17 protein-coding genes and 1 tRNA gene are annotated in these 22,357 nt (G+C 54.7%); 15 read left to right on the top strand and 3 right to left on the bottom strand.

Translation table 11 applies throughout. The features are described 5' to 3' along the window. The first annotated feature begins 39 nt into the window (after positions 1-39). The 6 genes from HMPREF1986_RS08855 to HMPREF1986_RS08830 all read left to right on the top strand — a co-directional run bounded on the left by HMPREF1986_RS08855 (position 40) and on the right by HMPREF1986_RS08830 (position 10,759). The gene (locus HMPREF1986_RS08855; RefSeq protein WP_021774490.1) at positions 40-1,611 is read left to right on the top strand and encodes an FtsW/RodA/SpoVE family cell cycle protein; all 1,572 of its coding nucleotides are present in this window, start codon (positions 40-42) and stop codon (positions 1,609-1,611) included. Next, positions 1,601-3,037: a peptidoglycan D,D-transpeptidase FtsI family protein gene (locus HMPREF1986_RS08850; protein WP_021774489.1), complete on the top strand. Its 1,437-nt coding sequence runs from the start codon at positions 1,601-1,603 to the stop codon at positions 3,035-3,037. The genes HMPREF1986_RS08855 and HMPREF1986_RS08850 overlap by 11 nt, the downstream gene beginning before the upstream one ends. A gap of 99 nt (positions 3,038-3,136) precedes the next feature. Beyond that, a complete protein-coding gene (locus HMPREF1986_RS08845; protein ID WP_021774488.1) occupies positions 3,137-4,921 on the top strand; it encodes an ABC transporter ATP-binding protein in 1,785 nt (594 codons plus the stop codon). A gap of 94 nt (positions 4,922-5,015) precedes the next feature. Continuing rightward, positions 5,016-6,782, top strand: a complete 1,767-nt coding sequence (locus tag HMPREF1986_RS08840; protein WP_036600044.1) for an ABC transporter ATP-binding protein — start codon at positions 5,016-5,018, stop codon at positions 6,780-6,782. 334 nt (positions 6,783-7,116) lie between these two features. Next, complete coding sequence (locus tag HMPREF1986_RS08835) at positions 7,117-8,868, top strand: ABC transporter ATP-binding protein (protein ID WP_036600042.1); 1,752 nt, start codon at positions 7,117-7,119, stop codon at positions 8,866-8,868. Continuing rightward, entirely contained in the window at positions 8,861-10,759 is a 1,899-nt protein-coding gene (locus HMPREF1986_RS08830) for an ABC transporter ATP-binding protein (protein ID WP_021774485.1), read from the top strand. The genes HMPREF1986_RS08835 and HMPREF1986_RS08830 overlap by 8 nt, the downstream gene beginning before the upstream one ends. Before the next feature lie 44 nt (positions 10,760-10,803). Here the strand turns inward: HMPREF1986_RS08830 and HMPREF1986_RS08825 are convergent, their stop codons facing one another. The 3 genes from HMPREF1986_RS08825 to HMPREF1986_RS08815 all read right to left on the bottom strand — a co-directional run bounded on the left by HMPREF1986_RS08825 (position 10,804) and on the right by HMPREF1986_RS08815 (position 12,222). Beyond that, positions 10,804-11,310 (bottom strand): HXXEE domain-containing protein, encoded by a 507-nt coding sequence (locus tag HMPREF1986_RS08825; protein ID WP_021774484.1) that lies wholly within the window; start codon positions 11,308-11,310, stop codon positions 10,804-10,806. A gap of 94 nt (positions 11,311-11,404) precedes the next feature. Beyond that, positions 11,405-11,986, bottom strand: a complete 582-nt coding sequence (locus HMPREF1986_RS08820; protein WP_051273907.1) for a TetR/AcrR family transcriptional regulator — start codon at positions 11,984-11,986, stop codon at positions 11,405-11,407. Beyond that, positions 11,983-12,222, bottom strand: a complete 240-nt coding sequence (locus HMPREF1986_RS08815; protein ID WP_155978798.1) for a hypothetical protein — start codon at positions 12,220-12,222, stop codon at positions 11,983-11,985. Before HMPREF1986_RS08815 ends, HMPREF1986_RS08820 begins: the two co-directional genes overlap by 4 nt. A 255-nt stretch (positions 12,223-12,477) precedes the next feature. Between HMPREF1986_RS08815 and HMPREF1986_RS08810 the strand changes: the two genes are divergently transcribed. From HMPREF1986_RS08810 to HMPREF1986_RS08770, 9 genes are all read left to right on the top strand, one after another. Continuing rightward, positions 12,478-12,550, top strand: a tRNA-Thr gene (locus HMPREF1986_RS08810). 479 nt (positions 12,551-13,029) lie between these two features. Further along, positions 13,030-13,455: a NusG domain II-containing protein gene (locus tag HMPREF1986_RS08805; RefSeq protein WP_051273906.1), complete on the top strand. Its 426-nt coding sequence runs from the start codon at positions 13,030-13,032 to the stop codon at positions 13,453-13,455. 183 nt (positions 13,456-13,638) lie between these two features. Further along, the gene (locus HMPREF1986_RS08800; RefSeq protein ID WP_036599871.1) at positions 13,639-14,568 is read left to right on the top strand and encodes a C40 family peptidase; all 930 of its coding nucleotides are present in this window, start codon (positions 13,639-13,641) and stop codon (positions 14,566-14,568) included. Between the two features lie 132 nt (positions 14,569-14,700). Beyond that, positions 14,701-16,809, top strand: a complete 2,109-nt coding sequence (locus tag HMPREF1986_RS08795) for a carbohydrate-binding domain-containing protein (RefSeq protein WP_051273905.1) — start codon at positions 14,701-14,703, stop codon at positions 16,807-16,809. A gap of 98 nt (positions 16,810-16,907) precedes the next feature. After that, positions 16,908-18,089, top strand: coding sequence for a bifunctional glycosyltransferase family 2/GtrA family protein (locus HMPREF1986_RS08790; protein ID WP_021774476.1), 1,182 nt, complete (start codon positions 16,908-16,910; stop codon positions 18,087-18,089). Next, positions 18,086-19,240: a phosphodiester glycosidase family protein gene (locus HMPREF1986_RS08785; protein WP_021774475.1), complete on the top strand. Its 1,155-nt coding sequence runs from the start codon at positions 18,086-18,088 to the stop codon at positions 19,238-19,240. Before HMPREF1986_RS08790 ends, HMPREF1986_RS08785 begins: the two co-directional genes overlap by 4 nt. Before the next feature lie 48 nt (positions 19,241-19,288). Then, positions 19,289-19,717 carry a hypothetical protein gene (locus HMPREF1986_RS08780; RefSeq protein ID WP_021774474.1) on the top strand — a complete coding sequence of 143 codons (429 nt, stop codon included), beginning with the start codon at positions 19,289-19,291 and terminating at the stop codon, positions 19,715-19,717. Positions 19,718-20,037: 320 nt separating this feature from the next. After that, positions 20,038-21,021 carry a LacI family DNA-binding transcriptional regulator gene (locus HMPREF1986_RS08775; RefSeq protein WP_036600031.1) on the top strand — a complete coding sequence of 328 codons (984 nt, stop codon included), beginning with the start codon at positions 20,038-20,040 and terminating at the stop codon, positions 21,019-21,021. Between the two features lie 30 nt (positions 21,022-21,051). Beyond that, on the top strand, positions 21,052-22,302 hold the full coding sequence (locus tag HMPREF1986_RS08770; protein ID WP_021774472.1) for an ABC transporter substrate-binding protein: 1,251 nt from the start codon (positions 21,052-21,054) through the stop codon (positions 22,300-22,302). The last annotated feature ends 55 nt before the right edge of the window (positions 22,303-22,357 follow it).

Genomic DNA, 22,357 nt, shown 5'->3' with positions numbered 1-22,357 from the left:
GCGGGGCGGAGGAGAAGGGCAGATAGGGAAGGGGAAGGAATGGTCAATCTTTTTAGCACGGTCACAAAGTATCTTTGCATTCTTTTCATCGTCCTCTACAGCTATTGCAATTTCCGAATCCTCTCTCTCCGCCGGGAGGAGAACGCGAGAACGCTCTGCGGACTGCAGTTTCAGATCATCCTGCTCATTCATCTCCTTTTCAGCGCGGTGATTCTTTTAAAGACAGAGGATCCTATGCTCCTCCTCTTTTATTTTGCGCAGCTTGCCTTTTTCCTGATCTACCGCTTTCTCTTTCGGCGCATCTACCGGAATGTGAATCAGCTTCTTCTCAATAATGTCTGTCTCTTCCTCTGCTACGGCTTCATCATGCTGGAGCGGCTGAATCTCAACAAATCGCTGAAACAGTATGTGATCGCCGTCGCGGCCTCCTTTCTCTCCCTTCTCATCCCCTTTCTCATCGATAAGATCTGGGATCTTGCGAAATACCGCCTTTATTTTGCGGGGATCGGAATCTTTTTCCTGCTTCTCGTCTTCGGGATCGGCGTCACAAGCTATGGCGCGAGGATGAGTCTGTCGATCGGCGGCTTCTCCTTTCAGCTCTCGGAGCTTGTGAAGATCAGCTTTGTACTGAGTCTTTCGGGATTTTTGTATCAGGCGCGGCGCTTTCGGGAGATACTGCCTGCCGCGGCGATCGCCGGGGCCCATATCCTGATCCTCGTGCTCTGTAAGGATCTCGGATCGGCCCTCATCTTCTTCCTTTCCTTTCTTGTCATGCTCTATATCGCGACAAACCGCTCCGCCTATCTCTTTCTCGGGGGGATCGCGATGTCCCTTGCCGCTTCCCTCTCTTACTTTCTCTTTCAGCATGTCAGGACGCGCTTTTTCGCGTGGAGGGATCCCTGGGCGGATATGAGTGACAGGGGCTACCAGATCACGCAGTCCCTCTTTGCGATCGGGACGGGGGGATTCTTCGGGCTCGGACTCTTTCAGGGGCTTCCGAACAAGATCCCCATCGTGGAGAAGGACTTTATCATTTCCGCGATTTCGGAGGAAATGGGGGCTGTCACCGCGATCTGTCTGACGCTTCTCTGCCTGGGCTGCTTTATGCAGATGATGATGATCGCGACCTATATGGAGTTTAGCTTCTATAAGCTTGCGGCGGTGGGACTTGCGATGCAGTATATCGCGCAGGTCTTTTTGACGATCGGCGGCGCGGTCAAGTTCATCCCCTCCACGGGAGTGACGCTTCCCTTTGTGAGCTATGGAGGATCGAGCCTCATCGCAAGCTTCTTTGTCTTCTCCTTGATTCAGGCTCTCTACATCATTCAGGGAAATGAGGATGAAGCGGAGGAAGAGGGCGAAGAGCGGGAAAGCTGCGAAAGAGGAGGCGCTTCGGCCTTCTTCCAAAAGGCGATGAGCGGGAAGGAGACGGCGGCCGGCATGGGAAAGTCGGATTATGGGAAGGAGAGCGCGCTTTCGGATTATGAGGACTTCGATGAGGAGGGAGAGGAGGAGGATTTCGAAGAAGAGGAGGGAATCGGGCCGGAGGCTGAGAAGAGGGATCTGAGCGGGAAGGAAGGGAGGAAGAAGGGAGGACGAAATGGAAGATAAGGAGAGGAAGCGTTCCAACAGCGGAATTCTCAAAATGATATATTTCTTTTCGCTCCTTTTTTTCTGCATGATCGGCTACATGATCTATTTCATCGGCTGGCAGGCTCCGGATCTCATGGGAAGTCCCTATAACTCCAGGATGGAGGTCTTTGACCGGCGCTTCATCCGGGGCGCGATCCTCTCCTCCGACGGACAGGTCCTTGCGAGAACGGAGACGGAGGGGGATACGGAGAAGAGGGTCTACCCCTACGGCTCCCTCTTTGCGCATTCCGTCGGCTACTCCACAAAGGGAAAGACCGGCCTCGAGGCCGCCGCGAATTTCTATCTCATGGAGTCCAATATCAATCCGCTCCGGCAGCTTTTCCGAGAGCTCACGGACAGGAAAAGTCCCGGGGACAATGTCGTCACGACCCTGGACACCGGGCTGCAGAAGGCGGCCTCCGATGCGCTCGGAGAGCGGGCGGGAGCGGTCATCTGCATGGAACCCTCTACGGGGAAGATCCTCGCGATGGTCTCCTACCCGGGCTTTGACCCGAATTCAATCCGGGAGGACTGGGAGGAGCTCACCGATGAGAAGAATGTCTCCGGAAATCTCGTGAACCGGGCGACCCAGGGGCTTTACCCCCCGGGGAGCACCTTTAAGACCCTGATCGCCCTGGAATATTTCCGGGAGCACCCAACGGACTGGCAGGATTTCCGCTTTCAGTGCAAGGGAGCCTATGTGGACGAGGAGGATCCGAAATATGTCGTCCACTGCTATAACGGTGAGGTCCACGGGAAGGAGGACCTAAAGAGCGCCTATGCGAACTCCTGCAACTCCGCCTTTGCAAAGCTCGGCACGGAGCTTGATAAGGAGAGGCTCCGGGGGCTCGCGGACTCTCTCCTCTTTAACCAGGACCTTCCGATCCAGATCCTGAGCTCCAGGAGCCGCTTCAAGATCGACGGGAGCTCCGGGACCTGGACGATGATGCAGTCCGCCATCGGGCAGGGGGAGACGATGATGAGTCCTCTCCACAGTCTCCTCATCACCTCCGCGATCGCAAACGGGGGAGTGCTCCATGAGCCGGTGCTCATCCAGGAGGTGGAGTCGGCGGACGGGCACAGTGTGAAGAGCTTCGGGAGCGGAGAGGAGAGGAGGCTTCTGAGCGAGAGCGAGGCGGAGGAGCTGAAGCAGTTCATGCGGGCGGTCGTCTCGGAGGGAACGGCTTCCAAGCTTAAGAGCAAGAGCTATGAGGCCTGCGGGAAGACGGGCTCTGCGGAGTATCAGTCCCGGGGGAAGAGCAAGACGGATGCCTGGTTCACCGGCTTTGCCCCCATGCAGGATCCGAAGCTTGCGGTCTGCGTGCTGGTAGAGGACGGGGAGACCGGAGGCCGCACCGCGGCCCCCATCGCAAAGGCGGTCTTCGACTACTGGATCAATCGCTGAGCGGGAGCGTATTTCCTCGGTATTTCGTGATATAATAAACAGCTATATCTCTTTCGATCTTTATCGATCGGAAGAAGGAGTCAGGGGGGGGAAGCGAGCATGAAGCGGCTTTTCGGATATCTGAAGCATCATAAGCTGATCACAGTCTTGGCTCCGCTCTTTAAGTGTCTGGAGGCCTGCTTTGAGCTCTTCGTCCCGCTGGTGATCGCGGGGATGATCGACCGGGGGATCCGGAGAGGGAATATTTCCTATGTTCTCAGGATGGGGGGCGTGCTTCTCCTCCTCGCTCTGATCGGCCTTAGCTGCTCTCTCTTTGCGCAGTATTTTTCCGCGAAGGCCGCGGCCTATGTCGGGCAGAATCTGAGAAAGGATCTCTTTTGCCATATCCACTCCCTGAGCTATCCGGAGATCGATGCGCTCGGGAGCTCGACGCTCATCACCCGGATGAGCTCGGACATCAATCAGATCGAGGCAGGGGTGAATATGGTGCTGCGGCTCTTCATGCGCTCCCCCTTCATCGTCTTTGGCGCCTGGATCATGGCTTTTCGGATCAGTCTGCGGGCGGCGCTCGTCTTTACGGCGGCGATTCCCCTTCTCTCTCTCGTCGTCTTTGGAATCCTCCTTCTCACGATGCCGCGCTACCGGGCCGTTCAAAGACAGCTCGACCGGATCATGAAGAGCGCGAGGGAGAACCTCCTCGGGGTCCGGGTGATCCGCGCCTTTAACCGAGAGGAGAGTGAGGAAAAGGACTTTCAGAAAGAGAATGATCTTCTGACAGAGATGCAGGTCCGGGTGGGGAGGATATCCGCGCTCTTAAATCCCGTGACGCTGACGCTTATCGATCTCGCAGTCGCCTGTCTTCTCTATCTCGGTGCCCGCCTTGTGAATCGAGGAGAGCTCTTTCAGGGGGATATCGTCGCACTCACAAATTATATGAGTCAGATCCTTGCGGAGCTCATCAAGCTCGCCAATCTGATCATCCTGATGTCGAGAGCCTACGCGAGCCTCGGGAGGGTAAACGAGATCTTTTTGCAGCCTTCCGAGAATGAGGGGTATTCCGAGGAAGAAGGGCAGCTCCTTTTGAAGGAGAAGAGAGTAAAGGAGGAAGAAGAGCTTCTCAAAAGACTCCGAAAGGATGAGATCTTTCTCGCCTTCCACCGGGTTTCCTTCCGCTATTCGAAGGAGGCGGAAAACGTGCTGACGGAGATCTCTCTGGAGATCAAAAAGGGAGAGACGATCGGGATCATCGGCGGAACCGGAGCGGGAAAGAGCAGCCTTGTCAATCTGATCCCGCGCTTTTACGATGTGAGCTCCGGCTTCATCACGCTCCTTGGCCGGGATATCCGGGATATCCCCCTTGAGGAGCTCCGGCTCCGGATCGGCGTGGTGCCGCAGCGCTCCGTCCTCTTCTCCGGGACCCTCAGAGAAAATATGTGCTGGGGGAAGAAGGATGCGACGGATGAGGAGATCCGGGAAGCGCTCCGCATCGCCCAGGCTCTCCCCTTCGTAGAGGAAAAGGGAGAGGGGCTTTCTCTCCTCATCGAGCAGGAGGGGAGGAACCTCTCCGGAGGACAGAGACAGAGACTCTGTATCGCCAGAGCACTTCTTCGCCGCCCGGAGATCCTGATCCTGGACGACTCCGCATCGGCGCTGGACTTCGCAACCGATGCGGCGCTCCGCTCTGCTCTGAGGGAGTATTCCAAGGACAGCACCGTATTTTTGATCTCTCAGAGAGTCGCGAGTGTGCGGAATTCCGATCGGATCCTGGTCCTGGAGGACGGGCATATGGCGGGGCTTGGAAAGCACGACCTACTTTTCCGGGAGAGCCCGGTCTACCGGGAGATCTGCCTCTCACAGCTTTCCCGTGAGGAAGCAGAGGAGTAGTAAACAGGCCGTCTTTTGCCCCGGCGTTTCGGAGGCATCAGATAAGCAAAAATTGTATCTTGCAAAGCGAGGATTTCCCCGGGAGGGAGGAAGCATGGCGAGACAAAAAATCAGAAAACTGAATCAGGAGGACAAGAAGACGCTCCTCCGGGTTCTCCGCTACATCCGGCAGTACCGGCATCTTGTGCTTCTCTCCCTCCTTCTTTCGGCGCTCAGTGTGGTACTGTCTCTCTATATCCCCGTTCTGATCGGGCGGGCCGTAGACCGGATTGTCGGAAGGGGAGAGGTGGATTTCAGAGCGCTTTTTGGAATTCTCCGCCTCATGCTCTTCTTCATATTCGCTTCGGCGCTGAGCCAGTGGCTTATGAATCACATCAACAATATCGTGAGCTATCATGTCGTGGAGGATATCCGGACCAAACTCTTCTCCCGGATACAGAATCTTCCGCTCTCTTATCTGGATTCCCATCCGGCGGGGGATACGGTGAGCCGCGTGATCACGGATATCGATCAGTTCTCTCAGGGGCTTCTGCTCGGCTTCTCCCAGCTTTTTACCGGGCTTCTCACGATCCTGGAGACCCTGATCTTTTTGTTTTTTATCGACATAAGGATCGCTCTCCTGGTCGTCCTTCTCACGCCGCTCTCCTTCCTCGCGGCGAGCTTTATCGCAAAGAGCAGCTACCGGCTCTTTCGGCACCAGTCCGAGCTTCGGGGAGAGATCACAGCCTATACGAATGAGATGCTCGGAAATCTCAAGGTGGTGAAGGCCTTTTCCCGGGAGAGAGAGAGCACGGAGCGCTTTTCCGAGATCAATCAAAAGCTCTCCGGCTACTCCATGCGGGCGACCTTTTTCAGCTCCCTCGTGAATCCCGCGACCCGCTTTATCAATGCCCTGGTCTATGCCCTTGTCGGGATGACGGGGGCCGTCTTTTCGATTCAGGGGACGCTCACTGTCGGAGAGCTCAGCGCGGCTCTGAGCTATGCCACACAGTACACAAAGCCCTTCAACGATATCACAGCTGTGATTACAGAGCTTCAGAATGCGCTTGCCTCTGCCTCCCGCGTCTTTGAGCTCATGGACGAGCCGGGGATTCTGCCGGATCCAAAGGATGCGGAGCAGCTCTCGGAGGCGAGAGGGGAGGTCGGAATCTCCCACGTCTTTTTCAGCTATGATAAGACAAAGACGCTTCTTCAGGATCTCACGGTCCGGATAAAGCCGGGGGAGACCGCCGCGATCGTCGGCCCCACCGGCTGCGGGAAGTCGACGCTCATCAATCTCCTCATGCGCTTCTACGAGGTCGACCGCGGCAGCATCGAGGTGGACCGGCGGGATATCCGGCATATTACGAGGGAGAGCCTCAGGAATAACTTCGGCATGGTGCTCCAGGAGACCTGGCTGAAGTCCGCTTCGATCCGGGACAATATCGCCTACGGAAAGAAGGATGCGTCAGAGGAGGAGATCATAGAGGCCGCGAAGAAGGCCCATTGCGACAGCTTCATTCGAAAGATGGAGAAGGGCTACGATACGGTGCTCGGGGAGGACGGGGGCTCTCTCTCCCAGGGGCAGAAGCAGCTTCTCTGCATCGCGCGCCTCATGCTTCGCCTTCCGCCGATGCTCATCCTGGATGAAGCGACGAGCTCCATTGACACGAGAACAGAGCTCCACATACAGCACGCCTTCGACCGGATGATGCAGGGGAGAACGGCCTTCATCGTCGCGCACCGCCTCTCCACGATCCGGAATGCGGATCTGATTCTCGTCATGAAGGAGGGAAATATCATCGAAAAAGGGCGGCACGAGGAGCTTCTTCGGAAGGGCGGCTTTTATAAAAAGCTCTATGAAAGCCAGTTTGATTCCTGATTGATTCCTCATTGATTCCTGACGATTTTGACGGATTCTTGACTATTGAGGAAAAAGACTCTAAAATGGCACAGATCGCGGGCGGTCCTTTCTGCGGACCGCCCTCTTTGGCAGAGGACGGCTTCGCTCCGGCTGTCGATTCCGGGAGTTGGAGCTTCTATTCATCATGATGGGATATGCCCGGAAGCAGACGCCCCTTCCTGTGGAAGGAGCGTTTTACAGGCGGCAGTCCGGAACGAAAAGCGTTCTCATGGACTATGAGAATGCGGATCCTTTTACCGCTGTCGAAGCCTTCGGCGTGGAGCTTTACTGTACTGAAGAAGGGGAGAATTCCGTGAATGTAATCAGAATTTTAAAACAATCGATCCGGGAGTATAAAAGGCCCTCCGTCCTTGCGCCTGTCATGGTCACGGGAGAGGTCATCTTGGAGTGCATCATCCCCTTTGTCACCGCGCGGCTCATCAACGAGATCAAGGCGGGAAGCGGGCTTCAGACGATCCTGATCTTCGGCTTCTTTCTCATCGTTATGGCGATGCTCTCGCTTTTTTTCGGTGTGCAGGCGGGAAATTACAGCGCGAGCGCTTCCACGGGCTTTGCGAAAAATCTGAGAAAGGACATGTACTACCGGGTTCAGGATTTTTCCTTTGAGAATATCGACCACTTTGAGACCTCCTCCCTCGTGACCCGGATGACGACGGATGTGACGAATGTGCAGATGGCCTATATGATGCTGGTGCGCCTCGCCTTTCGAAGTCCGATCATGCTGGTCTTTTCCTTTATCATGGCCTTCATCATGGGAGGGCAGGTTGCCTGGATCTTCGTGCTGGTCGCCCCGATCCTCGGGATCGGACTCTCCCTCCTCATCTGGAAGGCTCTTCCGATCTTTAACGCTGTCTTTAAAAAATACGACGCGCTCAATGATTCCGTACAGGAAAATATCGGCGGCATGCGGGTGGTCAAGTCCTTTACGAGGGAGGACTATGAGAAGGAGAAGTTCAATGCGAGGGCGGAAGACCTCGCCCGGGACTTTGTCTATGCCGAGAAGCTGGTTTCCGTGACAAACCCCCTCATGCAGTTCTGCCTCTACGTCGTGGTCCTCTTCGTCATGAGCTTTGGCTCCTGGCTTGTGATCACGAGCCGCGGCTCCCGCCTCGACGTCGGCCAGCTCTCCGCCCTCCTCACCTACAGCTTTCAGATCCTCTCGAGTCTTATGATGCTCTCGATGGTCTTCGTCATGGTGACGATCTCCGTAGAATCCGCAAAGCGTATCGCGGAGGTTCTCTCCGAGGAGAGCAGCATGAAGGAGAGCGCGCATCCCGTTCGGACGATTCGGGACGGCTCGGTGGACTTCGACCATGTGAGCTTCAAGTATTCCCCTCTTGCGGAGCGCCCTGTGCTCTCAGATATCGAGCTGCACATCCGCTCCGGAGAGAGGATCGGGATCCTGGGAGGCACCGGCTCCGCGAAGTCCTCCCTGACACAGCTCATCTCCCGGCTCTATGACGTGACGGAGGGGAGCGTCAAGGTGGGCGGCGTCGATGTGAGGGACTATGATCTTAAGCTTCTCCGGGACCAGGTCGCGGTCGTCCTCCAGAAGAACATCCTCTTCTCCGGGAGCATCAAGGAGAATCTCCGCTGGGGAAACCCGAACGCGACGGAGGAGGAGATGAAGGAGGCCTGCGAGCTCGCGCAGGCTTCGGAATTCATCGAGCTCTTCCCGGACCGCTATGACACGCATATCGAGCAGGGGGGAAGCAATGTCTCCGGAGGGCAGAAGCAGAGGCTCTGTATCGCAAGGGCGCTTCTGAAGAAGCCGAAGGTGCTGATCCTGGACGACTCTACCTCCGCCGTGGATACAAGGACGGATGCGCTGATCCGAAAGGGGATGCAGGAATATATCCCGGATACCACAAAGATCATCATCGCGCAGCGTGTCTCCTCCGTCCAGGAGGCGGACCGGATCGTTATCCTGGACAAGGGGCGGATCGCCGCCGTCGGGACCCACGAGGAGCTCCTCGAAAAGAGCCCGATCTACCGGGAGGTCTATGAGTCCCAGAACAGAAAGGGGGAAGAGGAAGATGGATAAGAAAAGAGGCGCAAAGCATTTCCTGCCGACTCTGAAACGGGTCCTTTCTTTCCTTTTCTCCTTTTACCCGGTCCTTCTTCCGGTGACGATCTTCTGCATCCTTTTAAATGCGGCGGTCTCGGCCATTCCCTCCGTCTTTCAGCAAAAGATCCTCTCCCTCATTGAGAAAAGCTGGAGGGAGGGGAACTGGGAGGGAGTTGCCCCCGAGATCCTCCGATGGGTCCTGATCCTCTGCATCCTCTATCTGATCTCCCTCGCCGCCGGCTTTATCTATAATTTTTTGATGGCGACGATCACCCAGGGCTCCTTAAAGAAGTTTCGGGAGAGGATGTTCAACGGCATGCAGGATCTTCCGATCCGCTATTTTGACACGCACAGCCACGGCGATATCATGAGCAGCTACACAAACGATATCGATACCCTGAGGCAGCTCATCTCGATCTGCATTCCCCAGGCCCTGGTATCCTTTGTGACGGTCGTGACCATCATCTTCATCATGCTCTACTATTCCCTTTGGATGAGCGCGATCGTCCTGATCGGAAGCGTCGTCATGACGAGGGTGGTGAAAAAGGTCGGAGGCGGCTCCAGTCATTATTTTATCCGGCAGCAGCAGGAGCTTGCGAGGACCGAGGGATATGTGCAGGAAATGATGAACGGGCAGAAGGTCGTGAAGGTCTTTAACCATGAGGAGGCCGCAAAGCGGGACTTTGACCGGATCAATGAGGAGCTCTTCCGCGTCTCCGAGAAGGCGAACCGCTACGCGAACATCCTGATGCCGATCCTTGCCAATATCGGAAATATCCTCTATGTCTTTGTCGCGGTTTTCGGGGGTCTGCTTCTGGCCCTCAAGGTGCCGAATCTGAGCCTCTCCGGGATGGCGCTCCAGATCTCCATCGTCGTCCCCTTCCTCAATATGACGAAGCAGTTCGCGGGACAGGTCGGGCAGATTTCCACAGAGATCACCTCCGTCGTCATGGGAGTCGCCGGGGCGGAGAGGATCTTTGCCCTCATGGATGAAAAGCCGGAGAGCGACAAGGGCCATATCTCCCTCGTCCGCTGCGAGGAAAAGGACGGCCGGATCGAGGAGACCGGGAGCCGGACGGAGATGTGGGCCTGGAAAAAGGTGGATGCGGACGGAAAGACAGAGTACCGGAGACTCCGCGGTGATGTGGAGCTCCACGGAGTCGACTTCTCCTACGACGGGCGGAAGACGGTGCTTTCGGATATCAATGTCTATGCGAGGCCCGGGCAGAAGGTCGCCTTCGTCGGAGCCACCGGAGCCGGGAAGACCACCATTACGAATCTGATCAACCGCTTCTACGATATCCAAAAGGGCGAGATCATCTACGATGGCTTCAGCATCTACGATATCCGGCTGAAGGATCTTAGGAGATCCCTCGGCATCATCCTCCAGGACACGGTTCTCTTTACGGGGACCGTCATGGAAAATATCCGCTACGGGAAGCTGGACGCGACGGACGAGGAGTGCATTGCGGCGGCGAGACTCGCCGGTGCGGATGACTTTATCACGAGACTCCCGAAGGGCTATGAGACCGAGATCCACGGAAACGGGGGCAATCTCTCCCAGGGGCAGAGGCAGCTTCTCTCGATCGCAAGAGCCGCTGTCGCGGACCCGCCGGTCATGATCATGGATGAGGCGACCAGCTCCATCGACACCAGAACCGAGGCGATCGTCCAGAAGGGGATGGATGCCCTCATGGCGGGGCGCACCGTCTTCGTCATCGCGCACCGCCTCTCCACGGTCCGAAACTCCGATGTCATCATGGTCATGGACCACGGAAAAATCATCGAGAGGGGAAGCCACGAGGAGCTGATCCGGGCGAGGGGAAATTACTACCAGCTCTACACCGGGGCCTTCGAGCTGGAATAAAAGCGGCGGGATATTCTTTGCATCACCGCCGCCCGGCCGGATCCTCAGCGGAAAATTCGATTTAACTGCGCTTCCCATTTGGGCATGAGCCTATGCATGAGGAATAGATTTCCAAAGACAATAAGCATGGTCGGGACGAAGAGAACGAAGGTCATAAGGTCCGGTACAAAGTAATGCCTGATCAAAATCCCCATAAGGGGAAGCTGCAAAAGACAGCTCACGATTCCCGGAACATAAGCATGATAGGAAAGACACATCTTCAGATGAATCAGGAAATGAAAGCTGTAGGCTGTCAGAAAACAAAGATAGAGGCGCCCGTTATCTCCCGCGGCGCAAAGAGCGGAGACTAAGAGAAGGATCAGAAATTCCTCCAAAACGCCGATGGAGAAGACCGCCCCGTTTTTTGTATCTCCAAAGTAGTGCCAAAACTTTGGATTTCTCTGGAAGCGCTCTGTTTTCTTCCAAAAGGGCACGAGGATCATCTCCTCAAAATCGTGCAGGATAAAAAGAATCGGAAGTGTAAACCAGTTAAAAAGCAGTGAAAGAATCATGTTCCCTCCTTTTTGTGTGATTGAGCTTGCAAAAGAAGTATAGGACATGAAATCGTCTGCCTTAAAATCAGACACAGATTACTGCTTTTTGTGCCTAAAGGTCCGCCCCGAACAATCGCTGTGCATCTTTTTCCAGAGTATCCTTCATTTCCCGAATAAGCTCTTGGGATAAAAGCTCCGGATGAATGGCCTTTTTATTCTCAAGATGATAGGTGAAAATATTCCAGGCACCGCCAATCATCAGCTGATGGATCAGTTCTCTTTTTCCGCCGTTTTTCTCATGCCACGGAAGGGAAGAGCTCTTCATAAAATCGGGCAGCTTCTGCCGAAGCCGGTCTAGGAGAAGTCCCTGAAGTCTCTGCTTTTCAAGAACCCGGACGAAGGATTTATGTCTGAGCCAAAAGGAGAAATAAAGCGCGAGTACATGCTCCAGATCCTTCTCCCGAAGCTGCTGCACCTCAAAAAAATAGTCTTCAATCAGCTCATCGGACAGGAATTCGAGAATGGACAATTTATTCCTGAAATGGCGGTAATAAGTATTCCTGGATACCTGCGCGAGTCCTGTGATCTCTGAAATTGTGATTTCCTCAAAGGAAAATTTTTCCAGCAGTTTAAAAAAGGCCTCGGCAATTTTCTCCTTGCTCTCAAGAATTCGAATATCCATTCCCGCTCTCAAGCTTCTTCCTTTGAGATTTTCAGGCAGGAAAGAATAATAAAAATAAGACCGCTTATAAATAACAGAACCGGAATAATGAGGAGAAGAGAGAAAGAATCGGGGAGATAGGAGTAGGGCCCAATCCTGGTTTGAACACTCCAATAGATAAATCTTGCGATAAGTGCCAGGACAAAAGTAAGAGATGAAAAACAGATCCAGAGGGATCCCAGAAATAGATAAAACTGTCTTTTACTCATAAAGCTGCTCCTTAATGGATGATTGGCGCTGCCTGGAATATTTTCATGCATCATCAGGCCCTTTCCGGTGTCGGACTTAGAAAATAATTATAGAGGCAAATTCGTAAAGCGCAATAAGAAACTGCGGCAGACGAATGCCTTCCTGAGCTTGGAAAGCCCGCGGCTCTGAAAGCGCCCGTCCTTTCGCAAAACGCGGACTGAAATCATAAAATTCTCCTTGCGGAGAATTCTCAATCATGCTATCATGTAGAAGTTGCCACAATAGCACAGTTGGTAGTGCATCTGATTCGTAATCAGAAGGTCACCAGTTCGAGTCTGGTTTGTGGCCCGAGAGCTCCGAACAAACGCGCGGAGCTTTTTTAGTGCATAAGCTCTTGTCCTGCACCGAAGCGGCCCGCATGTATGCGGGGGAGCTTCGGTATAGGACAAGGCAACAGAAATGAGGAAAGAAGCGGATCGAGGAAGGAGATCCGCGATTTCCGAATTGCTGCGTCGGATTGCGGGAGGGCGAAGCACGAAGCAATCCGAAGGCTTATGCAAAAAAGAAGAGGGGAGCCATCGGGAAGCGGCCCGCATGTATGCGGGGGAGCTTCGGTATAGGACAAGGCAACAGAAATGAGGAAAGAAGCGGATCGAGGAAGGAGATCCGCGATTTCCGAATTGCTGCGTCGGATTGCGGGAGGGCGAAGCACGAAGCAATCCGAAGGCTTATGCAAAAAAAGAAGAGGGCAGCCATCGGGAAGCGGCCCGCATGCATGCGGGGGAGCTTCGGTATAGGACAAGGCAAGAGAAATGAGGAAAAAAGCAATGAAAATTATGCCCGGGAAGCGAGACAGGATTTTGATCGCCGCAGTTCTTTTTCTTCTTTTCCTATGCGCTGTCCCCCTTTGCCTTCGGCATTTTCGTCATAAAAAACAGCTCATGCTCTCCGTCCAGAGAAACGGGGAGGAGCTCCTTCTCGTCCCCTTGTCCCGGGATGCAAAATACGAGGTCCTGGACGATACGGCGAAGGAGGTTCCGATGGAGACGACGCTCGCCTCTCTCGGGGAGGAGGCGGATCCGGCCCGACACGCGGTAAATCTCATCGAGGTTCAGAACCGAACGGCGAGATGCTCGGAATCGAACTGCAGCAATCAGATCTGTGTCCGCACAGCGGCACTCAGCGCTGCCTCCTATGATCTCCCGATTGTTTGTCTTCCGCACGGACTTGTGATCACCGTAAAAGAGAGCTGAGAAGAGGACTGAGCTTTCCTCCGTTCTTTCTTACGAAAGAGGGTATCCGGGACCGGAGCCCCCGTTATAATTATTTCGATTGCTTTACAATGCGGCGCAGACTATTGTCAGAATCTTTTTCTTCCCGTATGATGGAGCTACGTATTTCGTTTTTCGGCACTTATGGGGATGGGGAGAGAAAGCATGAAGGAGAGCGGCAGAAGGATCCGGCGGACGATTGGGACAGCGTTTTTTCTTTGCGCGGCACTGAGCGCGCCGGTCTATGCGGGCAGATGGCAGAAGGGCAGCGGAAAGGACAAGGGGAAGTGGTGGTATAATGATCTGAATGGCTCCTATAAGAAGGGGGGCTGGTTTTGGATCGATGGAAATGACGACGGCATGGCGGAGTGCTATTACTTCGATAAAAAGGGCTGGCTCCAGGTCTCAAAGACGATAGACGGAAGCCGGGTCAATGAGAGCGGCGCCTGGGTAAAGGGCGGCGTGGTGCAGCTCAAGTCCTCTGCGGAAAACGGGATCAGCACCAATAAGAATGAAATGAGCACCGGTACGATTGACCTTAGCTCCGATATGGACCTCGGGACGGAGATCGCGGAGCTCGTGGAGGAGAAGGGAGAGGTCTTCGAGGCGGAGGATCTCAATCCCTCTCAGAAGAAGAGCGAAAATGAAAAGAAGACCGAGAAAGAGAAGAAGTCTTCTGAAAGCCTGAACTTTAAGGGAAAGGTGGGGAGCAGCGAGGGAGATCTCCCGAAGTCCGGCGCCACGGAGATGATCCGCTTTGCCAGAGAATACATCGGCGTACTCTCCTACAAGATGGGCGGGACCTCCCTCACGGAGGGAGCCGACTGCTCCGGCTTTACGCAGCAGGTCTTCCGCCATTTCGGAATCAAGATTCCGAGAGACTCCCGCTCGCAGTATGCTGCGTCGAAGAAGGTCTCCGTCGAGGAGCTTAAGCCCGGCGATCTGATCTTCTACGGCGATTCCCCGACGACCATCTACCATGTCGGGATTTACAGCGGGAACGGGACCGTTATCCATTGTACGCATACCGGGGACTATGTCCGGGAAAATGAGATATCTTTCGCAAAGGTCTACGGCTACGGACGATACGAATAATCACAGATCCTTCACAAAGTTTTCAGCCCTTTTTCAGCTTCGGCTGTTAAAGTAGGGGCATCGGAAGAAAATTCCGATGCCTCTTTTTTTATAGAAGCTATCGTCCGAAGCAGAAACAGGATGGAGGGAAGTATGAGACGAAAAAATGTATCTCTCGCTGCGGCAACGCTTGGCCTGGCGCTCGCAATGGCGGGCTGCGGAAATATAAAGGGAACAGCGGCAGCGGATCAGACTAAGAGGACAGCAGAAACAGCAGAAAATACCGCATTGACATCGGAGAAAAGCAATGAAACGGAGACCGTTATCAGCGCGGACGGAGAGAGTGCCGTTGTCGACGGAGACGGTGCCAGTGTCGATGAAAAGACCATCACCATCGAGAAGGCCGGTACCTATCGCCTGAAGGGGAGCCTCACAGAAGGGGAGATTTTGATCAAGGCGGGGGATTTCGCTTCCGTAAAGCTTATTCTGGACGGGTTCACGATCACGAACTCGAGCGATGCTCCTATCGTCTGCGAATCGGCGGGAAAGCTCACGATCGAGCTTTCGGACGGGACAGAGAACAAGATCTCCGATCTCAGAAGCGCCTCCTCGGATTCCGATGAGAATGAGAGCGGGGAGGAAAAGGACGCCGCAGTTTACAGCGAGTCGGATCTTCTCCTGACAGGGACGGGCAGTCTCAGTGTCGAGGGAGGATACGAGGATGCGGTCCACTCCAAGGGAGCGCTCACGGTGGAGAGCGGAAGCTATACTCTGACAGCGAGCCATAATGCTCTGAACGGAAAGACGGCGCTTACGGTAACGGGCGGGAGCTTCACGATCACAGCGGCAGAAGATGCACTGCACTCCAAGGGGGACCTCGAGGTCTCGGACGGAAGCCTCACGATCAGCGCGGGAGATGACGCGCTGCACTCGGACAAGGCGCTTACGGTAAAGGGCGGCACGATCAGCATTTCCCAGTGCAATGAAGGCCTGGAGGGGATGACGGTCAACGTCTCCGGAGGGGAGATCACGGTGAACTCCTCCGATGATGCGGTCAACGGCTCCGGGGAGATGGAGGATGGAACGGAAGCGAAAATCTCGGTCAATATCTCCGGCGGAAGCCTTAAAATCGTCACCGGCGGGGATGGCATCGACTCCAACGGGGACCTGAATATCTCCGGAGGGACCATAATCATAGACGGCCCCGGGGATGACGGAAATGCGCCGATCGACTACGACGGAAGCGCGGTGATCACGGGAGGAACGGTCCTTGCGAGCGGGATGAGCGGGATGTTCCAAAGCTTTGATGAGTCGAGCTCCACGCAGCCTGTCATCGTTTACTATCTGAGCGATACGCAGGATGCCGGAACCAAGATCTCTGTCACAGATGAGAGCGGGAAGGAGCTTTATTCCGAAAATACGGAGACAAAACGCTTCAACGCAGTGCTTTTCAGCTCTCCGGAGCTGCAGAGCGGAAAGAGCTATACCATCAAGGTCGGCTCACAGGAGGAGACCGTCACGATTTCTTCTACGATCAATACGGCGGGAGACAGCTCGATGGCAAATCGCGGCCCGGGAGCCGGCAGACCCCAGGGCGGAGGCGGCCCTCAGGGAGAAGGAGGTCCTCAGGGCGGAGAAGGCCTCCAGAGAGAGGGAGGACAGCAGGACCGAGGCTTTGGAGGGCCCCAGGGAGAGAATCAGGGACAGAATTTTGATAAAGAGAAGAGAGGGGGAGGAGAACAGCGCTTTGGCGGAGCAGAAGGAGAGGGCAGCGGAACGAAGAGGGAAGGAGCCGATCAAAAGCAGAATTCTCAAAGGCCGAAGAGCCGGGGATCAGGCGCTGATCGGGAAGGCCGCAGGAGCGGAGAGAAAAACTCCGGAACATCCCGAAAAAAGCAGGGAGAGGGAAACGGAAAGGAGAAGGGCGGAAAGGGATCGGGAGACGGGAAAGGGGCCGATTTCGATGAGGATGATGATGACGATGACTCCGATTCTTCACGCCAAAGGGCGGACGGCTCGCGGGGACAGGATTTCGATCGGGCGCCGTCGGGAGGAAACGGAGGCCCGGCTCCGGATCGAAGAGCTCCGGGCCGGGAACAAAGAGGAGAGGGAGAGGAGCGGCAGCGCCCCGGAGCTCCGGAGGACAGCGCAAAAAGCGGCGGAAGGAATGAGAAAGGGAACGGAAAGCAGGGCGGAGAAAAAAGGAGAAAGAAGGACAAGAAATCGAAGCGCACGAAGGATGTAAGGAAAGCGGGAATATAGGGCTGCTCTGTAAGAGAGGCAGCACCGGATAGGAAGCGCAGCCGGTCGAAATGCGGCAAATGCCCCGCTCAGTAAGGAGGCATCCGGAAAGGAGAAATATGGAGAGGATCAGAATCGCCCTTATCCCGGCCTATGAGCCGGACTGGAAAATCTTCACGGTTTTAAAGGAGTGCCTGGAGACAGGGATCCGATGCATCGTCGTGGATGACGGCTCCGGAAGCCGCTTTGACAGTATTTTTGAGAATCTCCCCCCGGAGGTGATGCTCCTCCGTTTTCCGGAAAACCGGGGAAAGGGGGCGGCGCTGAAGGCCGGACTTCGCTACATTGAGGAGCATTTCAAAGGCGAGTACAGCATCGTGACATTGGACTGTGACGGGCAGCATCAGGTCCGGGATGCGCTCCGTCTCTTAAGAGCGGCGGAGAAGGAGCGCGGAAGCCTCTTCCTCGGCTCCCGGAGGCAGTCCCGGAGCTCTCCGCTTCGAAGCCGTATCGGAAACGCGATAACGAGAGCGGTCTTTTCGCTCATAAGCGGGACGAGGATTTATGATACCCAGACCGGACTTCGCGCCTTTACGGAGAGGCTTCTCCCGAGGCTTCTGGAGATCCGGGGGGATCGATATGAGTACGAGATGAACATGCTCCTTCTTCTCGCAAGGGAGAAGCTCACGATCCGGGAGATCCCGATCGAGACGATATACTTTGAGAATAACAGGGGGAGTCATTTTGACAGCTTAAAGGATTCCATCCGAATCTACGGACAGATTTTCCGCTTTGGGATGAGCTCCCTTTTCTCCTTCCTTCTGGACTTTTCCCTCTACAGCCTTCTCCTTGGACTATTCGGACTTCCGGCTATTCTCGCGAACGGACTGGCGAGACTCGTCTCGGCCGGCGTGAATTTTAGCATCAACAGAAGGCTTGTCTTCCATTCGGAGAAGGGACTTTTGCGAAGCGCCGCGCGCTATGCTCTTCTTGCAGCGGGAATCCTGCTTCTAAACAGCATTATTCTCAGCGCGCTTCTCATGGGGCTTCATATGCATCCCTTCCCGGCGAAGCTTCTCACAGAGCTCCTCCTCTTTTCCTTCAGCTATCTCGTGCAGCAGAGGCTGATTTTCTCGGACAGGAAATCCCCCGCGGAGGCGGGAAAGCCGGAGGAATCCGGGATAGAAGACAGGATAGAATACAGGATAAAAGAGAGTGCGGAGCGAAAGAAGACAGAGGAAGAGGGCAAAGGATATGCTTTGACCGCTTTCTATAGAGGGTATAGGGGGAGCAGCTTATGAAAAGAAGAAAGAAATACTTCGGACTTTGCTATGGGATTTTTCTCACGGCATTTACCGCATATGCCCTGCTGGATACCTTTGTCATACCGCGCCGCATGGAGAAAAGCGTCCTCGCGGCGGATGCCTCTCTGAGTGAGGAGAAGCTTTTGGCCTTGCAGGAGGGGGACAGCGTCTCCACTAAAACAAGCTCCGCGAAATCCAGCGGAGAGAGCGGGGACAGCCGGACGATTCAGGAGAGCGTCGAGGCGAGGATCCGGGAGAAAACCTCCGGAAGCAGCGGGGCGGAGAGCTCCGAAAACAGCGGAGAGAAAAGCTCTGACACTACGTCCTCCTCCGCCTCCTCCAAAGGAGGGGAAAAGGTGAAGAGCGGTACAGAGAGTGAGAAAACGGAGACAAGTGAGGACTCCGGAGAAAGCGCGGGAACTCTCATCGGGAGCTATGAAGATCAAAAGAGCAGGATCAGCGTCCGCTCCTACCGCTATAAGGGCAGTACGGTCTATGTCGCAGACATCACGCTCACGGAGGCGTCAAGCCTTAGAACAGCGTTTGCCAACGGCAGCTACGGGCGGAATATCAAGGCGCTCACTTCTGTGACGGCGGAGGAGAATGATGCGGTTCTTGCGATCAACGGAGACTTCTACGGTTCCCGGCAGAGCGGCTATGTCATACGAAACGGAGAGCTCTACCGGGACAGCGGATCAGAGAATGAGGATCTCGCTATAATGAAGGATGGCTCCTTTCGGATCATATCGGAATCCGACTACAGCGCATCTGAGCTTCTCAGTGCCGGGGCCGAACAGGTCTTTTCCTTCGGGCCGGCCCTTCTCAAAAATTCGGAGATTCAGGTCTCGGAGAACGAGGAGGTCGGAATGGCAATGGCCAGCAATCCGAGAACCGCGATCGGGATTTTAGGAGAAAATCATTACGTTTTCGTCGTCTCCGACGGGAGGACGGAGGAGAGCGCGGGGCTCAGTCTCTACGAGCTTTCGGAATTTTTGCAGGAGCTTGGATGTAAAACGGCCTATAACCTGGATGGCGGCGGCTCCTCTACCATGATATTTCAGGGAGAAGTCGTCAATAAGCCGACTACAGGAGGAGACAGGATATCGGAGCGCGCCGTCAGTGACATCGTATACATCAAGAAAAGCTGAGAATGAAAAGCTGAGGATTAAAATCCGAGGAATCAGGAGGAGAAAAGAATGAAAGCTGATAGAAATCCTTACCTTCGCCCCTGTCTTTCCGCCCTGGGAATCACCGCCCTTGTGGGGATTTTCTCCGCGGTCTACGAGCATTTCGGACATGGCGTCTACTCAAATTACATGGTCTTTGCCTTTTTCTTTCCGCTTCTCCTCCTCGCCCTTCCGAGATTTGCTTTACTCCTTTTGGAGGATCGGAGGAGGGGGAGAGAGCGTCCCTTGGAAGAGGGAGGAGCCGTCTGGACACTCTGGAACGCCGGAGCTGCGACTCTCACGCTCGGGAGTCTCTTCCGGGGCATCCTGGAGATCTACGGAACACAGAGTCCCCTCGAAAAACCCTACTTCCTCCTAGGAGCCCTGCTTCTCGTCTTAGGGGCTCTTCTCTTTATGGGAGGAAAGGGAAGAAGACCCGCAGCTTTAGAGGAAGGATAATGCGGCATGGGAGTGTTCCCTCTAAGAAAAGCTTTTCGGATCTGCCTTTTTGGCAGGGCCGTTTTTTATGCGGGAGAAAGGATATGGAAATGCAGAAGACACGAAGGCTTTGCCGCATTGCTTCCCTGATCGGATGTAATTCATGTAACATCCATGTAATCCATGTAACAATATTGCCCGGAAAGCGGCGTGACAGTATAATCGGTTTCAAGCAGAAAAGATCGGTCGGCATTACAGGATTTCCCGGAAAGAATTCCCCGGAAGGCAGCGGAAGCGTATCAACCCACTTCAGCTTTTGTACCAGGGAGGATGAAAAAGGGATGGCAGTTACGATACGGCAGGTAGCAAAGGCGGCGGGAGTCTCCACGGCGACAGTGTCCCGGTATTTCACAGGAAGCTCTGTCGTCCTGGGAGATACGGCGAGGAAAATAGGGAGAGCGGCGGAGCAGCTCGGTTATGTGCCGATCCGGGGAAGATCGAAGAGAAGAAATCCGGGTGCCGTGGCTGTGCTTTTTTCCGATCTCAGGCTTTTGTATTATAGCGACGCATTGAAGATATTGATCGAGGAGAGCCGTCGCTATGCCTATCATCTCATTGTGCTCCCGCTCAGCGGAGACTGTGAAAAGTATAAGAAAATTTTCAGCGATTCACAGATTACGGGTGTGATCTATTTTGAAGAGGATCTGAACCGCGAGATTACGAATTATATCAAGGCGAAAAATATCAAAACCGTCATTTTCGGCGGCGCCGCGCGGGACAGAAGAAACAAGATGATCCATATCAATGATCTCGCGGCGGCCCGCGCCGGCTGTCACTATCTCTTATCCCTTCACCATAGAGACATCCTCATTCTCTCCGACGCTCCTCAAAAAATCAGCTCGGGCTTTCAGAGGATTACGGGATGCAAGCGGGCTTTCGAGGAGGAGGGCGCAGAGCTCAGGGAGGAGCTCATAAAATACGGAGAGCTCAGCTGGGAAAACGGAAGAAAGCTTGTACTTCAGGCGCTCCGGGAGGGACTTCATTTCACTGCTGTCTATGCATTCAGCGATGAGATGGCTCTCGGCGCGATCAGCGCCTTATATCAGTCGGGGCTCTCGGTTCCGGGGGATGTCTCGGTCATGGGATTTGACGGTACGGATACCGCGCAGAGGATGGTGCCCCGTCTGAGCACGGTGCGGCAGCCCCTCAGAAAAATGGCGGAGCTTGCATTGGACTCCTTTTTGAATGAGGATCCGGAGGACAATCTGGAGTGCATTGTTCCCTACTGCATCGAAGAGGGGGAAAGCTGCAAAAGGGCAGACTGATCAAAAATATTGCAGGAGAGGAGAAGAGAGATGAAAAAAATGCTTACGGCAATTCTTTCGGGGGCGGCGGCGCTGTCTCTGTTTGCTTGCACTGCGCCCGAAAAGGTCGGATCTGCTTCCTCCGTGAAGCTCACATTCTGTATCTGGGATGAGGTACAGCAGCCGGTATTTGAGAGGATCATAGAAAAATTCGAGGAGGAAAATCCGGATATCGACGTGGAGCTACAGCTGACGCCATGGTCGCAGTACTGGACGAAGCTGGATGCCGCGATGGGGGCAGACAGCGCGGCGGATGTCTTCTGGATGAATACCTTTCTCCCGAAATATGCGTCGGCGGGGCTTTTGGAGGCACTGGACGGATATCTCGAAAAGGATGGGATTTCCATGGATGCTTATGTCGCGTCCTCCGTCGGCATGTGCCGCTATGATGGCAGGCAGTATGGCATGCCGAAGGGCCTGGATACGGTGCAGCTCTTCTATAACAAAGAGATTTTCAGAGAATATGGAGTAGAAGAGCCAAAGCCCGGCTGGACCTGGGAGGACATGGTTAAAAAGGCGGAGGAGCTCAAGGCGAAGAGCTCTGAGATCTATCCGATCCTTATGGAGCTCGATCCGCAGCCGTCCTACTTTAATTTCATTGTGCAGTCGGGAGGATATATCCTGGATGAGAGCGGGAAGAAGACAGGGCTCGGAGAGCCCGGAAGCATAGAGGCCTACCGGGATATCGTTGAGCTCATGGATCAGGGATTGATGCCGGACGCACGGGTTCTCTCGGATACGAAGGGGACGGACCTTTTCCTCTCGAAAAAGGGGGCCATGCTCTTTATGGGCTCATGGAAATGCTCTCTTTTAGATCAGGCCGGCTTCGGAGATCAGATTGCCGCGGTCCCGATGCCGCTCAGGGAGAAGGGAAATCAGAGTGTGATCGGAGGTCTGAGCTATGCAATGAATGCGAACTGCAAAAATAAGGAGGCCGCATGGAAGCTGATTCGCTACCTCTCCGGAGAGGAGGCAAACCGCATGCAGGCCGAGGAGAAGATCGATATCCCGGCGCTGAAAAGCGCGCAGCAGTATTATCATGCAGAGCATATCGATACCGCCGTACTCTTTGAGGCGGCGGATTCCGGCTTCCCCTATCCGACATCGCTCCTTGCGGCGGACTGGAACCAGGTGATCTCGGATTACTCGGGGAAAATATTTGCGAAGGAGCTCAGCCCGGAGGAGGGCTGCCGGGCGATGCAGAAGGAGGTGCAGGATATCCTGGATAAGGAGCAGACCTGACGGAAGAACGGATGGCGGAGAAAGGCAGAAAGAGTTTTTTCGGAGAGTGGTGAGA

It is taken from the genome of Oribacterium sp. oral taxon 078 str. F0263, assembly GCF_000469565.1.
Lineage (GTDB): Bacteria > Bacillota > Clostridia > Lachnospirales > Lachnospiraceae > Oribacterium.
Note: the sequence above shows the minus strand (reverse complement) of the source record. Positions and strands in the feature narration are given on the sequence as shown.